Below are 13,663 nucleotides of genomic sequence, written 5' to 3' on the forward strand. Positions count from 1 at the left end.
AGGGCAGCGGCGCCGGGGCTCGGGGAGAAGGCGGGGCGGCTAGTGCGCCGTCGCCTTCTCGGCGCCGGCGCCGGTCAGCGAGCGGACCTCCATCTCCGCGTGCTTGCGCTCGTCGTGCTCCTTCGACAGCAACGTGCCGACGATGCCGAGCAGGAACGACGCCGGAATGGACACCAGGCCCGGGTTCTGCAGCGGGAACCAGTCGAAGTTCGCGTTCGGCAGCATCGACTTCGACGTCCCGGACACGGCGGGCGAGAACACGATCAGCGTGATCGTGATCGCCAGGCCGCCGTAGATGCTCCACAGCGCACCCGAGGTGTTGAACCGCTTCCAGAACAGCGAGTAAAGGATCGTCGGCAGGTTCGCCGACGCCGCCACCGCGAACGCCAGCGCCACCAGGAACGCGACGTTCTGGTTCTTCGCCAGGATGCCGCCGACGATCGCGACCGCGCCGATCACCACGGCGGTGATCCGGGCGACCCGCACCTCGCCGTTGGGGTCGTCCACTTTGCCCTTCTTGATCACGTTCGCGTAGATGTCGTGCGCGAACGACGCCGACGCGGTGATCGTCAGCCCGGCCACCACGGCGAGGATCGTCGCGAAGGCGACCGCGGCGATGAACCCGAGCAGCACCGGCCCGCCCAGTTCCAGCGCCAGCAGCGGCGCCGCCGCGTTCTCCGAACCCGGCGCCTTGCGGATCACGTCCGCGCCGACGAGCGCGTTCGCGCCGTAGCCGAGCACCAGCGTGAACAGGTAGAACAGGCCGATCAGCGCGATCGCCCACACGACGGAACGACGGGCTTCCTTCGCCGTCGGCACGGTGTAGAACCGCATCAGCACGTGCGGCAGACCGGCCGTGCCGAGCACCAGCGCCAGGCCCAGCGACAGGAAGTCGATCTTGGACGTGCCGGTCGCGCCGTAGCGGGCGCCCGGGTTCAGCACCGCCTCACTGGAGCGGTCCACCGCGCCCTGCAGCAGCGCGGACAGGTTGAGCCCGTACTTGCCCAGCACCCACACGGTCATCAGCGCGGCGCCCGCGATCAGCAGGACCGCCTTGATGATCTGCACCCAGGTGGTGCCCTTCATGCCGCCGACGAGCACGTAGATGATCATCACGACACCCACGACCGCGATGACCACCGACTGCCCGACGCCGCTGGACACGCCCAGCAGCAACGAAACCAGCACGCCGGCGCCGGCCATCTGCGCCAGCAGGTAGAAGAAGCTCACCGCGAGCGTGGACGTCGCCGCCGCCGCGCGCACGGGCCGCTGCCGCATCCGGAACGCCAGCACGTCGCCCATCGTGAACTTGCCGGTGTTGCGCAGCAGTTCCGCGACCAGCAGCAGCGCGACCAGCCACGCCACCAGGAAGCCGATGGAGTACAGGAACCCGTCGTAGCCGTACACCGCGATGGCGCCCGCGATGCCGAGGAACGACGCGGCCGACAGGTAGTCACCGGCGATCGCGACCCCGTTCTGCGGCCCGGTGAACGCGCGCCCGGCCGCGTAGTAGTCCGACGCGGTCTTGGTGTTCCGGCTGGCGCGCAGCACGATCACCAGTGTGACGGCCACGAACAGGCCGAAGATGCTGATGTTGAGCGCGGGGCTGCTGCCCGCGACTCCCGCGGCGAGGTTCATCGCGCGCCTCCCTCGACGTCCTCACGGATGCGGTCGGCGATCGGGTCCAGCTTCCGGTTGGCGAAGCGGACGTACAGGCCGGTGATCAGGAACGTGGACACGAACTGCAGCAGTCCCAGCAGCAGTCCGACGTTGAAGTTGCCGATCAGCTTGGTCGACATGAACCCGTGCGCGTAGTCGGCGAGCAGGACGTAGAGCAGGTACCAGCCCAGGAACAACGCGGTCATCGGGAAGACGAAGCCCCGCAGCCTTCGGCGCAGCTGCGCGAATTCGGGGCTGGAGTGGACCTTCGTCCACTCCTCGTGGCCGAGATCGTGCTCGGTGGCCGCCACTGGAGACCTCCTTGTCGTGTGGTGGCGGACACGTTAGGAGGTCACGACGTGCGACGCCGTGGCGTGGCGACCAACCGTCAGCGGGCGCGACGAACGGTCGACAAGCGGTCGCGGAAACCGGTCGAACGGCGGCGTGGAGCGGCCTGCCGCGGCGGGTTCTCGTCCAGGTGCAGCCGCAACATGGCGGTGATCGCCCAGGCAGGCGGCCGCCCGCGCAGGGACACCACCACCATCGTGCCGAAAGCCAGCGGAACCGACCAGGGCGCGGGCTGGGCGAGCAGGATCGCGAGCACGCCGTGCACGTCCGCACCGGCCAGTGTCGCGAGGATCGCCCCGGACGTCGCGAGCAGTCCGGTGAGGACCCCGGCGATCGCGCCGCGCGCGGTCAGCCGCGACCACCAGATGCCGAGCACGAGCAGCGGGCAGAACGTGGACGCCGCGACCGTGAACCCCCACGTGACGAGCACGCCCGCGTCGAGGTGCACGGCGAACAGCGCGAGCAGCACGACCGCGGCCGCGGCGGCGACGACGGTGCCGCGCAGCCGGGCCAGCCCGCCCGGCGCGAGGTCGTGCGCGATCGCGCCGGACACCGCCAGCAGCAGGCCGAGCGACGTGGCAAGGAACGCGGCGAAGGCGCCCGCGGTGAGCAGGCCCGTGAACAACGTGCCCGCCCAGCCGGTGTCGACCTGCATCGGCAGCGCGACGACCGCGGTGTCGGTGGCGCCGGACAGGTACAGGTGCGGCACCAGGACCCGGCCGAGCACGCCGTAGACGCCGGGGAACACGTAGAACGCGGACAGCAGCGCCACGGTGAGGGCGGCGGTGCGGCGGGCGGCGCGGCCGTCGGGGCTGGTGTGGAAGCGCATGATGACGTGCGGCAGGCCCATGGTGCCGAGCACGGTCGCGACCAGCACGGCGAGCGTGCCGAGCAGCGGGTGGCCTTCGTTGTTCAGGTTGAGCAGCGGCCGTTCCCAGCCCGGGGCGCCCGGCGGGGCGGTGCCTGGCAGCTGTGGGACCGGCTGTCCGGCGAGGAAGACGAGTTCCTCGCCCGCGGCGAAGGCGTGCGGGCCGGGGGCGAGGGTGACCGGTGTGCCGTCGGGCTCCCTGGCCTGGATGGGCTGGGCGGCCTCCAGGGTGACGTCGACGCGGAAGACCACGCGGGTGTCCTGGCGCAGCTGGGTGAATTCGGCGGGGTGCAGGGCCTCGTCGCGGGCGGCGGCGCCGGCCGTGATCGCCAGCCACAGCGCGGGGACGGCGAACAGGACGACCTTCAGCACGAACTGGAAGGCCTGCACGTAGGTCGCCGCGCGCATGCCGCCGAGCGCGAGCGTGGTGGCGACGGCGGCCCCGGCGAGGACGACGCCGACCCAGTAGGGCGTGCCGCTGACCACGCTCAGCACCAGGCCGGACGTGCGGAACTGCGGCACGAGGTAGAGCGCGCCGATGACCAGCACGACGACGGCGGCGAGCCTGCGCAGCGCCGGCGAGGCGAGCCGGGCCTCGGCGAAGTCGGGCACGGTGAGCGCCCCGGAGCGGCGCATGGGCGCGGCGACGAGGACGAGCATGGCGATGTAGCCGGCCGTGAAGCCGACCGGGTACCAGAGCGCGCCGACCCCGTCCTTGACGACGAGCCCGGCGACGCCGAGGAACGAGGCCGCGGAGAGGTACTCGCCCGACACGGCGGCCGAGTTGAGCAGTGGGGTGACCCGCCGGGAGGCGACGAGGAAGTCGGAGGTGGTGCGCATGGCGGCGACCCCGCGCAGCCCGATGAAGAGCGTGACGAGGACGACCGGGGCGACCGCGAAGAGACCGACCATCAGGGCTGCCCGGTTGGTTCGGCGCGGGGCGGGTGCGGGGCGGCGGTGGTGGGACCGACCATCAGCGTCGCTGGGCCTGTTCGGCGCGGGGCCAGTGCGCGGGAGTGGCGGGCGGCGGGGTTCGGGGCGGCCGGTAGGAGATCGATCATCAGGGCTGCTCGGTTTGTTGGGCGCGGGGCCGTTGCCTGGGCGTGCTGGGCGGCGGGGTGCGGGGCGAGTGCGGAGTGGCTGTTCATCTGCGTCGCTCGGTTTGTCCGGTGCGGGGCCAGCGGGCGGGAGTGCTGGGCAGCGGGGTTCGGGGCGGTGGCGGGGGAATCGAGCATCAGGGCTGCTCGGTTAGTTGGGCGCGGGGCCGTTGCCTGGGCGTGCTGGGCGGTGGGGTGCGGGGCGAGTGTGGAGTGGCTGTTCGTCTGCGCTGCTCGGTTTGTCCGGTGCGGGGCCCGCGGGCGGGAGTGCTGGGCAGCGGGGTTCGGGGCGGTGGCGAGGAGATCGATCATCAGGGCTGCTCGGTTAGTTGGGCGCGGGGCCGATGCCTGGGCGTGCTGGGCGGCGGGGTGCGGGGCGAGTGCGGAGTGGCTGTTCATCTGCGCTGCTCGGTTTGTTCGGTGCGGGGCCAGTGCGCGGGAGTGGCGGGCAGCGGGGTTCGGGGCGGTGGCGAGGGAATCGAGCATCAGGGCTGCTCGGTTTGTCCGGCGCGGGGCCAGTGCGCGGGAGTGGCGGGCAGCGGGGTTCGGGGCGGTGGCGAGGGGATCGATCATCAGGGCCGCTCGGATTGTTCGGCGCGGGGCCAGCGGGCGGGAGTGGCGGGCAGCGGGGTTCGGGGCGGCCGCGGGGAAATCGATCATCAGAGCTGCTCGGTTCGTTCGGCGCGGGACAGGTGCCCGGGGGTGCTGGCCGCGAAGTGGCTGACCGTCAGCGCCGCTCGGTTTGTTCGCTGCGGGGGCAGTGCTCGGGCGTGCTGGGCGGGTGCGCGGTGGCCCGCCATCAGCGCTGTTTGGCTTGTTCGGCGTGAGGCGGGTGCGGAGCGGCCGGCCATCAACGTTTCTCGGCTCGTTCGGCGCGGCGCAGGTGCCAGTGCCCGAGCCCGATGAGCAGCGGGTACGGCACCACCGCCAGCACCAGCCAGGAAACCGGCACCCCCGCCAGGCGGGCGTGGTCGAGCGCGGGCCAGACCGCGAACAGGACCGGCAGCCCCGCGAGGATCGCGAAGAGCAGCAGCAGCGCGGCGACCGCCCGGCGGCGTTGCCTGCGGTAGTTCTGCAAGGCGCGCTCGGCGTCGGCCGCTTCGAGCCGCGGCGGGCGCCAGCGTCCGCGCTGCCTACGACGCGCATGGGCGAGCCGGGTCTGCGGACTCATCACCGCGACGCGGCGGTTGGGCATTCAGCACCTCCCCACGGGGTAGCGGCCAGTACCCCGGCCTTGCACCTGTGTTGTGAGGGCATCTGGGAACCGTGCCAGGGGCGCGCGGCAGCCGCCGGGCACCTGCCCGGTCGCCGATTGGAGGGCTCCGCCGGGCCGCGGGTGTTGCGGGGCGCGGAGATGCCGCCGCGCTGCGGGCGCCCCCGGCGTCGCGGCGGTCCCGGGATCCACCCCGCGCGACCCGGGAGCACCCGCCAAGCGTTCACCATCACCGCCCCCGCTGGTTCAGCTCGCTGCGCTGCGCCGCGTGCAACAGGCGTTCCCGCAGCTCGCGGGCGTGCCGCCGGCTCACCGGGACGTCCCCGGCCGCCGTGTGCGCCAGCAGCCCGCCCACGGAGTCGCTCCGCAGCTCGCGCACCGCGTCCAGCGCCACCAGGTAACCGCGGTGCACCCGCACGAACCCGCTGCCCTCCCAGTACTCCGCGAGCCGCGAGATCGGCATCCGCACCACGTGCACGCCGCCGCGGGTGTGCAGCTTGACGTAGTCGCCCTGCGCCTCGACGAACAGCACCTCGCTGCGCCGCACGTACCGCGTCCGCCCCCGCGACTCGACCGGCAGCGCGGCGAGCGCGTCGGCCAGTCCGGGCGACCTCGGCGCGCCCGCGGGCAGCATCCGCAGCACCTTCCCCAGGGCAGCCGACAATCGCTCCGCGCGCACCGGTTTCAGCAGGTAGTCCACCGCGCCGATGCCGTACGCCGTCACCGCGTGCCCGTCGTGCGCCGTCACGAACACGATCACCGGCGGTTCGCTCAGCTTCGCCAGCAGGCCGGCCAGCTCCAGCCCGTCCAGGCCGGGCATCGAGATGTCCAGGAACACCGCGTCGAACCGCTCGCTCTGGATCATCCGCAGCGCGGTCAGCGCGTCACCGGCGCCGGTCACCTCCGCCACCTCGGGCGCCTCCCGCAGCAGCTGGCAGATGTCCTCCAGCGCGGGCGGCACGTCGTCCACCGCGAGCACGCGCAACCCGGTCACGGCAGGACCACCCCGGGCTGGAACATCGGCACCCGCACCACGACGCGGGTGCCCGCGCCCGGCGCGGTCTCCACGACCAGGCCGTACCAGGGGCCGTACACGCTGCGCAGCCGCCGGTCGACGTTGGCCAGCCCGACGCGCTCGCCGTCGCCGGAGAGCACCGCTTCGGCGTCCGCGGGCGGCATGCCGACGCCGTCGTCCTCCACGCTGATCACGCAGTCGTTCCCTTCCGCCTCGCCGCGCACCGAGACCGTGCCGGGCCTGCCGAGCGGCTCGATCCCGTGCCGGATGGCATTTTCGACCAGCGGCTGCAGCACCAGGTACGGCACCGGCACGGCGAGCACGTCCGGCGCGACGCGGATCTGCACGCGCAGCCGGTCGCCGAGGACGGCTCGTTGCAGCGCGAGGTAGGTCTCGATGGCGTGGAACTCGTCCGCGAGCGCGGTGTACTCGCCGTGCCTGGCGAGACTGTGCCGGATGTAGTCGGCGAAGTCGAGCATCAGTTCGCGGGAGCGGTCGGGGTCGGAGCGCACCAGCGACGCGATGACGGTGAGCGCGTTGTAGACGAAGTGCGGGGAGATCTCCGCGCGCAGCGCCCGCAGTTCCGACTGGGCCGCCAGCTCCGCGGAGGCCTCCAGCCTGCCCCGTTCCAGCGCGGCGGCGACCAGCCGGGCCACCTCCTGCACGGCCTTGCGCGGCGCCTCGCCGTCGACGACGAGCACCCCGGCGAGCTCGCCGTCGACGTCGAGGGGCACCGCTCGCAGCGGCGCCTTCCCGGCGGGGGTCTCGCTGTGCAGGACGGCGGAGACGAGTTCGCGGGCCGCGTTCTCGTCGGAGGGGTGACCGGCCCAGGTGGTCGCGCCGGAGAGGTCGGCCAGCCCGGCCGCGGGCACGCCGAGCAGCGCCCGGACGCCCTTCGCCGCCGCACGGGCGCCCGGCCCGGACAGCCCGTCGGCGAGGTGCCCGGCGACGCGCCGTGCGGTGGCGAGGACGTCGGCGGCGTCCGGGGCGCGCCGGGCACGCCACAGGGCACGCCCGCCCGCCGGCTCCTCCTCGGCGACCACCAGTCCTCCCATCGACCACGATGAGTGCCGGTCGATAGTACGGGGCGGACCTGCCCCGCACGGGGGTTGGCGGTGGCGGTGCTCCTGGTATAGAAAGAGGTGAGCCCGTCCCCGCGATCATGGGGTGTGGCAGCCGTGACCCCTCGCCGAACGGGATCCTGCTGTGCCGGGCTTCGTCCACCCCCTCCGCGACCGCCCCCACCTGGGACCGCTCCGGCCGCACGCGATCGAGGGCCGGGATGACGACGCCCATCCGTGAGCGCGCGCCGATCACGCGTTCGGTCGTCGTGTCCGCCGCCCTGGAACTGACCCGCAGGCAGGGCCTGTCCGGCTGGACGATGCGGAACCTGGCTGCCGCGGTCGGCGCGCGCACCAACGTGATCCGGTACCACGTCGGCAACCGGGCGGACGTCGAGGCGGCCGTCGTCGCGGACGTGTGCGCCGGGATCAGCCTCCCCGCGCACGGCGAGTGGGCGGGCTGGATCCGCGCGCTCGCCTGCCGGATGCACGCGGTCTTCGACCGGTACCCGGGCGTCGGTGCGGTGGCGGCCACCGGAACCGGCCCGGCCGCTCCGCTGCTGGAGGCCGTCGCGGCGCGCCTCGCCGACGCCGGCTTCGGCGCGGAGAGCGGGCTGGCGGCCCGTGCGGTACTGGTGGAGATCTGCATGTCCCGAGGGGCGGGGCTGGACCTGCTGATCGCCGGGCTCACCGCCCGGCTGGCCGGACTGGGAGGTGACCGGTGACGTACGGGCCACGGTGCACGACGGATCGCGCGACCTGCGGCGGCGTCTACGACATCCACCTCGGCGGCAGCGGCTACACCCGCCACGACCGCGAAGCGGCGCGCCGGATGGTCGCCGAGTTCCCCGCCGGGCAGCGGGACGTGCCGGAACGGGCGGCCCGGTTCAACCGCCAGTTCCTGGTGCGGTCCGTCGGCTACGCCCTCGACCAGGGGATCCGGCAGTTCCTCGACCTCGGCTGCGGGTTCCCGCGGTGGGGCAACGTGCACGAGGTCGCGCAGCCCCGCCACCCGGACGCCCGCGTCGTCTACGTCGACTACGAGCTGGGGCCGGTGGAGGAGTACCGGAAGCTGTTGTCCGGCAACGGGAAAACGCACGTCCTGCACGCCGACCTGCGTGAGCCGGAACGCGTGCTGGCCCAGGCCGCGGAGCGGCTGGACCTGGGCGAGCCGGTGTGGCTCGGGATGCTGTGCGTGCTGTCGTTCGTCCGCCTCTGCCACGGCGAGGACCTCTACGACGTCGTGCGCCAGTACACCGACCGGCTGGCCCCCGGCAGCTGCTTCACCCTGTCCATCGGGTGCGGCGAGGACATGCCCGCCGAGTCGCTGCCGCCGTTCTACCTGCTCTCCGAGGTCTACGAACGCGAACTGGGCACGCCGTACGTGCTGCGCAACGTGTCCCAGGTCGAGCGGTTCTTCGACGGGTTGTCCCTGGTCACGCCGGTGACCTACCTGACGGACTGCCTCGCCGAACCGGGACGGCAGGTCAGCTACACCGACTGGGCCAAACGCGCGATGCGTGGCGCGGTCGCGCGGGTGCCGGGTTAGACCGCGGCGAGACGGCACACCACGTGCCGCGCCGGGCCGTCGCTCGCGGCGCCGCCGACCGCGATCACGTCGAACTCCCGCCACACCTCCGCGGACAGCGTCGCCAGCCGCAGGCGTTGCGGGCCCACCACGTGGTCCGGGTCCGCGGCCGCGGCGTTGAGCAGTTTCGACATGGCCGGGACGTCGAACGGGTGCACCAGCTTGCGGATGTGGTGGTCCGACGGCACCGCGAGGTTGAGCGCGTCGAACAGGGCGTTGGCCGATTCCAGTTCCTCCAGCACGCGGTCGACCACGACCACCGGATCCCGCGACGCCAGGAGCAGCGCGCGGACCAGCGGCCCGGGCGCCGGGACGGGGACGTTCTCGCGCGCCCCGGCGTCCCGCGTGACCAGGCCGCGGAACCAGCCCGGGCGGTCCGGATCCGCCCGGCCGGCGAGCCGCAGCGCGACCGGTTCGCCGGACGCGCGGTGCTGGGCCTTGTAGCTGCACAGGTACAGTTCGCCGGCGCGGTCGCGCAGCAGCGCGTCGCGGAACTCCCGGACCGCGGGCCGCCAGGAGTCCATCACCAGGTTGTTCAGGTAGTACGTGCCGTCCCACCAGCGGCCGTGCGGGAAGCGGGGCTGGGCGTCCGCGGGGGCGGAGCGGTCCTCCGGCGGCGCCAGCCCGTACAGCTCGAAGGTCTCGTCGTTCCACGCGACGACGTTGCGGTGGTCGGTGCCACCCTCGGTGATGCGCCATTCCCAGCTGCCCACGACCGGCGGGGGGTGGTCGGCCCAGTCGGCGGAGGCCTCGATGTAGCAGGCGAGCGCGCCGACGACCGCGGCGGAGACGGGCGCCCGGACCGGCCGGACGCGGACCTGCCACTCGCGGCCCGCGTAGGCGACGCGTGCGGCGTCGGCGGGGCGGCCCGTCCGGACGGCCTGGTCCAGCCGCTGCCGCAGCAGGTACTGGGCGACGCGGTGGTCGAGCGCGTTGCGCGGCGCGACCCCGTGGTAGCTCGCGTTCCCCATCGCGAGCAGGAGACCCACCTTCGGCCCGTGCCGGGCGTCGACGAGGATCCACTGCGCGTGCGCCGGATCCTGCTGGTGGCGAGCGGGCCTCATGGCCTGGACGCTACCCGCGGTCACGCCGCCCGGCCAGTGGCCGGGCGAGCGCGCCGTCCGTCCTCATCGGACCACGTAGAACGTCTTCGTGTAGGTGTTTTCCGGGCAGGTGATCGACACGGTGTGCGCGCCCCGCTTCGCCTTCGGCGACACCGTCGCCGACCAGTGCGTCGGCTCGCCGGTGGGCGTGAAGTTCAGCAGCACGTCGGACTCGGGGAGCGCCACCGCGTTGAGGCAGTTGGCTTCCACGTCCACCACGTCCCCGCGGTGGACCACCTCCGGCACCACGTTCACCCACCCGCACGAGCCGGTCGAGCCGGGGTTCGGGTCGCAGTCCACCGGCGCCGCCGCGTTCGCGGCAGGTGCCGCGAACAATGCCAGCCCGATCGCCCCGGCCGCCGTACCCATGAGAATTCCCTTGATGCGCATGCCCTTTCCTCCCTTTCGTGGGCCTACGCACCTCCTCACGCGGCGGGAGAATCCGAGGTTGCCCGCCCGCGCAGGAAAACCAGGACCACGGAAACCACCAGGCCGAGGGCGCCGGCGAGGACGAAGGTGTTGCCGAGGCCCACGCCGTCGACCACCGGCTGCGCCAGCAGCGGCGAGGCGAACTGGCCGAGGAACAACGCGGACGTCAGCATCCCGAGCGCGCGGGTGCGGGCCGCGGGGTCGACCGAGGCGACCACCCACCCGTTCATCACCGGATTTTGCAGGCCGATGCCGACGCCCGTGACGAGCATGCCGAGTGCCGCCATCCAGATGCCGCCCGCGAGGCCGAGCACGACCAACCCGGCCGCGTAGGCGGCGAAGAGCACGGCGGCGAGGACGCGGAAGTCCCACCGGGCGCGCAGCCGCCGGAAGTTCAGGCCGACCAGCGTCATGACGAGGTTCAGCGCGGCCATCAGCACGCCGACGACGACCGGGCCGGCGCCGGTGACCGCGCCCAGCCAGAACGGCGCCTGCGTGGGCACCGTGTAGAAGACGACCACGCCGAGGAACATCAGGGCGTACAGGCCGAACAACCGCGGTGTCCGTTGTGGACCGCCGGGCGCGGGCGGGGATTTCGGCGCCTCGGGCACGAACCGCAGGACCAGCACGACCATCGGCACCGCCAGCAGGTACACCGCGAACGGCCCGCGCCAGCTCAGGTCGGCCAGCACCCCGCCGAGCAGCAGCGCGACGACGCCGCCGAAGCCCATCGCGGCGCCCTGCAGCCCCAGCACCCGGCCGTGCTCGGTGGCCGGGTAGTGGTCGGCCAGCAGCGCCGTCGAGGTGACCATGATGGCCGCGATGCCGACGCCGAGCAGGGCGCGGCCGGCCAGCAGCCCGGGCAGCCAGTCGAGCACCAGGCCCGACCCGCCGCCGACGACGTAGAGCGCCAGCCCGGCGGTGAGCACCCGGACCCGCCCGGCGCGGCCGCTCAGCCGGGCGAGCACCGGCGCGGCGAGCATGATCGCGAGCCCGGGGAGGGTGAGGACGAGGCGGACCAGCAGCGCGGCGTTCGGGGTGGCCGCGAAGTGCTGTTCCATGCCCGGCAGCGCCGGGGTGATGGTGGCGCTGGCCATGATCGTCATCGTGCTGACGCCGAGCAGCGTGAGAAGGAGTGTCCTGGGTGGCATCCGCACCGCGGTCGCCGTCGCATCCGTCATGGTCACGACGTTAGAAGTTCGAGCTAACTCGAGGTCAAGCGCGCTTTTCTCAGGCGGGCTGCGGAAAGCGGTCGATGTTGTCCTCCACCCAGGTGCGCAGCGCGGCCAGCGGGACGGCCGCGTCGGCGCCGAGCGGGGTCAGCCGGTACTCCACCCGCAGCGGCACGTCCGGGAACACCTCGCGCTCGATCAGCGCGTGCGACTCGAGCTTGCGCAGCGTCTGGGTCAGCACCTTCGGGCTGATGCCCTGCAGCCGCGCCCGCAGCGCGCCGAACCGCTGTGGGCCGCCCTCCAGCGCGCCCAGCACGAGCGCGCTCCACTTGTTCGCCAGCAGGTCGAGCATGTCCCGGCACGGGCACGCGGCGGCGTAGACGTCCTTCGGACCACAGGTCTGCACGCTGCGATGGTACCCGATGGGAACTTGTACGCCTTGCAGGTAACTACTACCTTCCTACTACCGTCACCGGTATGACGACCATGCGCGCGGTTGCCTACCGCAAGTCCCTGCCCATTACCGATCCCGCCGCATTCGAGGACGTCGAACTGCCGGTCCCGGAGCCGGGGCCGCACGACCTCCTGGTGCGCGTCGAGGCGGTGTCGGTCAACCCCGTCGACACGAAGGTGCGTGCCGGCTCCGACCCGGGCGGCGAGCCGCGGGTGCTCGGCTTCGACGCGGCCGGCGTGGTGACCGCGACCGGCGCCGAGGTGACCCTCTTCCAGCCCGGTGACGAGGTCTACTACGCGGGCACGATCGACCGGCCGGGCACGAACGCCGAGTACCACGTCGTCGACGAGCGCATCGTGGGCCCGAAGCCGCGGAGCCTGTCGTTCGCGCAGGCCGCGGCGCTGCCGCTGACCACCATCACCGCGTACGAGACGCTGCACGACCGGTTCCGGGTCGGCCCGGACAGCACCGGCACGCTGCTGGTCCTCGCCGGCGCGGGCGGGGTCGGGTCGATCCTGATCCAGCTGGCGCGGGCGCTGACCGGGCTGACCGTGGTGGCGACCGCGTCCCGGCCGGAGTCGCGGGAGTGGGCGCGCTCGATGGGCGCCCACCACGTGGCCGACCACCGGGACCTGGTCGCGAGCGTGCGGGAGGTGGCGCCGGACGGCGTGGACTACGTGTTCTCGCCGAACACCGCCGGCCGGATCGAGGAGTTCGCCGAGCTGCTGCGGCCGGGTGGCGCGATCACCGCGATCGACGAGCCGCCGGGGCTGGAGTTGTTGCCGCTCAAGGGGAAGAGCATCAGCTTCCACTGGGAGCTCATGTTCACCCGGCCGCTGCACGGCTGGGACCTGATCGCCCAGCACAACCTGCTCGCGCACGTCGCCGAACTGGTCGACGCGGGTACCGTCCGGACCACGCTGACGACCGAGCTGAAGCCGATCAACGCTTCGACGGTGCGGCAGGCGCACGAGCTGACGGAGACCGGGCGGACCGTCGGAAAGACGGTGATCTCCGGCTTCTGATCGGCGATACTGCCGGTTGTGCGAGCGGAGTTGATCGAACGGGTGCGGCGGGGCGAGCGGGTGGAGTACCTGTTCTTCTGGGGCCACCGGCCGGAGCCGGACGGCAGTGCGGGGCGCGGGTGCCTGAGCCAGTGGTGGCCGGCGCCGTTCACCGTGGACGGGCGCGAGTTCGACACGGCGGAGCACTACATGATGTGGCGCAAGGCGCAGCTGTTCGGCGACGCGGCGGTGGCCGATGAGGTGCTGCGCGCCCTGCACCCCGGGCGGGCGAAGGAGCTGGGCCGCCAGGTGGCGGGCTTCGAGCCGGCCCGCTGGGAGGCGTCCGGGTACGACATCGTGGTCGCCGGATCGGTCGCGAAGTTCGGCCAGAACCCGGAGCTGGGGCGGTTCTTGTTGGGCACGGGTTCGCGGGTGCTGGTGGAGGCCAGCCCGGTGGATGCGATCTGGGGTATCGGCGTCGCGGCGGACGATCCGCGCGCCGGGGAGCCGGAGCGGTGGCCGGGGCTGAACCTGCTGGGCTTCGCGCTGATGGACGCGCGGGCGCGGTTGGCCGGTTGACCGGGTGCGGGTCGCGCGGCCCGGCGGTGGACGCACGGGCGCGCCTTTCCGCTCGGTGGTGTCCCCGCCCTGA

The 13,663-nt window shown here is 73.0% G+C and carries 14 protein-coding genes; 4 read left to right on the forward strand and 10 right to left on the reverse strand.

The window, feature by feature from the left end; all coding sequences use genetic code 11:
- Nucleotides 1-39: 39 nt before the first annotated feature.
- From ABZ193_RS41005 to ABZ193_RS41030, 6 genes are all read right to left on the reverse strand, one after another.
- Nucleotides 40-1,638: a cation acetate symporter gene (locus ABZ193_RS41005; RefSeq protein ID WP_020421213.1), complete on the reverse strand. Its 1,599-nt coding sequence runs from the start codon at nt 1,636-1,638 to the stop codon at nt 40-42.
- Nucleotides 1,635-1,970: a DUF485 domain-containing protein gene (locus tag ABZ193_RS41010; RefSeq protein ID WP_020421212.1), complete on the reverse strand. Its 336-nt coding sequence runs from the start codon at nt 1,968-1,970 to the stop codon at nt 1,635-1,637. The genes ABZ193_RS41005 and ABZ193_RS41010 overlap by 4 nt, the downstream gene beginning before the upstream one ends.
- Before the next feature lie 77 nt (nt 1,971-2,047).
- Nucleotides 2,048-3,787: a cation acetate symporter gene (locus ABZ193_RS41015; RefSeq protein ID WP_237335923.1), complete on the reverse strand. Its 1,740-nt coding sequence runs from the start codon at nt 3,785-3,787 to the stop codon at nt 2,048-2,050.
- A gap of 1,035 nt (nt 3,788-4,822) precedes the next feature.
- Nucleotides 4,823-5,167: a hypothetical protein gene (locus ABZ193_RS41020; RefSeq protein WP_237339491.1), complete on the reverse strand. Its 345-nt coding sequence runs from the start codon at nt 5,165-5,167 to the stop codon at nt 4,823-4,825.
- A gap of 247 nt (nt 5,168-5,414) precedes the next feature.
- Complete coding sequence (locus tag ABZ193_RS41025) at nt 5,415-6,179, reverse strand: LytTR family DNA-binding domain-containing protein (RefSeq protein WP_237339490.1); 765 nt, start codon at nt 6,177-6,179, stop codon at nt 5,415-5,417.
- Nucleotides 6,176-7,243 carry a histidine kinase gene (locus ABZ193_RS41030; protein WP_237339493.1) on the reverse strand — a complete coding sequence of 356 codons (1,068 nt, stop codon included), beginning with the start codon at nt 7,241-7,243 and terminating at the stop codon, nt 6,176-6,178. The genes ABZ193_RS41025 and ABZ193_RS41030 overlap by 4 nt, the downstream gene beginning before the upstream one ends.
- A 239-nt stretch (nt 7,244-7,482) precedes the next feature.
- On the opposite strand from ABZ193_RS41030, the gene ABZ193_RS41035 reads away from it, so the two are divergent.
- The gene (locus ABZ193_RS41035) at nt 7,483-7,986 is read left to right on the forward strand and encodes a hypothetical protein (RefSeq protein ID WP_237339489.1); all 504 of its coding nucleotides are present in this window, start codon (nt 7,483-7,485) and stop codon (nt 7,984-7,986) included.
- The gene (locus ABZ193_RS41040; RefSeq protein ID WP_237339488.1) at nt 7,983-8,810 is read left to right on the forward strand and encodes an SAM-dependent methyltransferase; all 828 of its coding nucleotides are present in this window, start codon (nt 7,983-7,985) and stop codon (nt 8,808-8,810) included. Before ABZ193_RS41035 ends, ABZ193_RS41040 begins: the two co-directional genes overlap by 4 nt.
- Here the strand turns inward: ABZ193_RS41040 and ABZ193_RS41045 are convergent.
- From ABZ193_RS41045 to ABZ193_RS41060, 4 genes are all read right to left on the reverse strand, one after another.
- Nucleotides 8,807-9,913: a hypothetical protein gene (locus tag ABZ193_RS41045; RefSeq protein ID WP_237339487.1), complete on the reverse strand. Its 1,107-nt coding sequence runs from the start codon at nt 9,911-9,913 to the stop codon at nt 8,807-8,809. The genes ABZ193_RS41040 and ABZ193_RS41045 overlap by 4 nt on opposite strands.
- 63 nt (nt 9,914-9,976) lie before the next feature.
- A complete protein-coding gene (locus tag ABZ193_RS41050) occupies nt 9,977-10,342 on the reverse strand; it encodes a hypothetical protein (protein WP_157358742.1) in 366 nt (121 codons plus the stop codon).
- A gap of 35 nt (nt 10,343-10,377) precedes the next feature.
- Nucleotides 10,378-11,562 carry an MFS transporter gene (locus tag ABZ193_RS41055; RefSeq protein ID WP_237339486.1) on the reverse strand — a complete coding sequence of 395 codons (1,185 nt, stop codon included), beginning with the start codon at nt 11,560-11,562 and terminating at the stop codon, nt 10,378-10,380.
- Between the two features lie 49 nt (nt 11,563-11,611).
- Nucleotides 11,612-11,959, reverse strand: a complete 348-nt coding sequence (locus tag ABZ193_RS41060) for a helix-turn-helix domain-containing protein (RefSeq protein WP_027936319.1) — start codon at nt 11,957-11,959, stop codon at nt 11,612-11,614.
- A gap of 71 nt (nt 11,960-12,030) precedes the next feature.
- On the opposite strand from ABZ193_RS41060, the gene ABZ193_RS41065 reads away from it, so the two are divergent.
- Nucleotides 12,031-13,032: a zinc-binding alcohol dehydrogenase family protein gene (locus ABZ193_RS41065; RefSeq protein WP_237339485.1), complete on the forward strand. Its 1,002-nt coding sequence runs from the start codon at nt 12,031-12,033 to the stop codon at nt 13,030-13,032.
- An 18-nt stretch (nt 13,033-13,050) separates the two neighbouring features.
- On the forward strand, nt 13,051-13,590 hold the full coding sequence (locus ABZ193_RS41070) for an NADAR family protein (protein WP_354714153.1): 540 nt from the start codon (nt 13,051-13,053) through the stop codon (nt 13,588-13,590).
- The last annotated feature ends 73 nt before the right edge of the window (nt 13,591-13,663 follow it).

This window comes from Amycolatopsis sp. NPDC006125 (assembly GCF_040614195.1).
Taxonomy (GTDB): Bacteria; Actinomycetota; Actinomycetes; order Mycobacteriales; family Pseudonocardiaceae; genus Amycolatopsis_E; species Amycolatopsis_E tucumanensis.

Excerpts from the sequence above, each read along its gene's own strand:
- ABZ193_RS41055 (WP_237339486.1), bottom strand. The coding sequence starts at position 11,562 with ATGACGGATGCGACGGCGACCGCGGTGCGGATGCCACCCAGGACACTC.
- ABZ193_RS41050 (WP_157358742.1), bottom strand. The coding sequence starts at position 10,342 with ATGCGCATCAAGGGAATTCTCATGGGTACGGCGGCCGGGGCGATCGGG.
- ABZ193_RS41020 (WP_237339491.1), bottom strand. The coding sequence starts at position 5,167 with ATGCCCAACCGCCGCGTCGCGGTGATGAGTCCGCAGACCCGGCTCGCC.
- ABZ193_RS41035 (WP_237339489.1), top strand. The coding sequence starts at position 7,483 with ATGACGACGCCCATCCGTGAGCGCGCGCCGATCACGCGTTCGGTCGTC.
- ABZ193_RS41045 (WP_237339487.1), bottom strand. The coding sequence starts at position 9,913 with ATGAGGCCCGCTCGCCACCAGCAGGATCCGGCGCACGCGCAGTGGATC.
- ABZ193_RS41065 (WP_237339485.1), top strand. The coding sequence starts at position 12,031 with ATGACGACCATGCGCGCGGTTGCCTACCGCAAGTCCCTGCCCATTACC.
- ABZ193_RS41005 (WP_020421213.1), bottom strand. The coding sequence starts at position 1,638 with ATGAACCTCGCCGCGGGAGTCGCGGGCAGCAGCCCCGCGCTCAACATC.
- ABZ193_RS41015 (WP_237335923.1), bottom strand. The coding sequence starts at position 3,787 with ATGGTCGGTCTCTTCGCGGTCGCCCCGGTCGTCCTCGTCACGCTCTTC.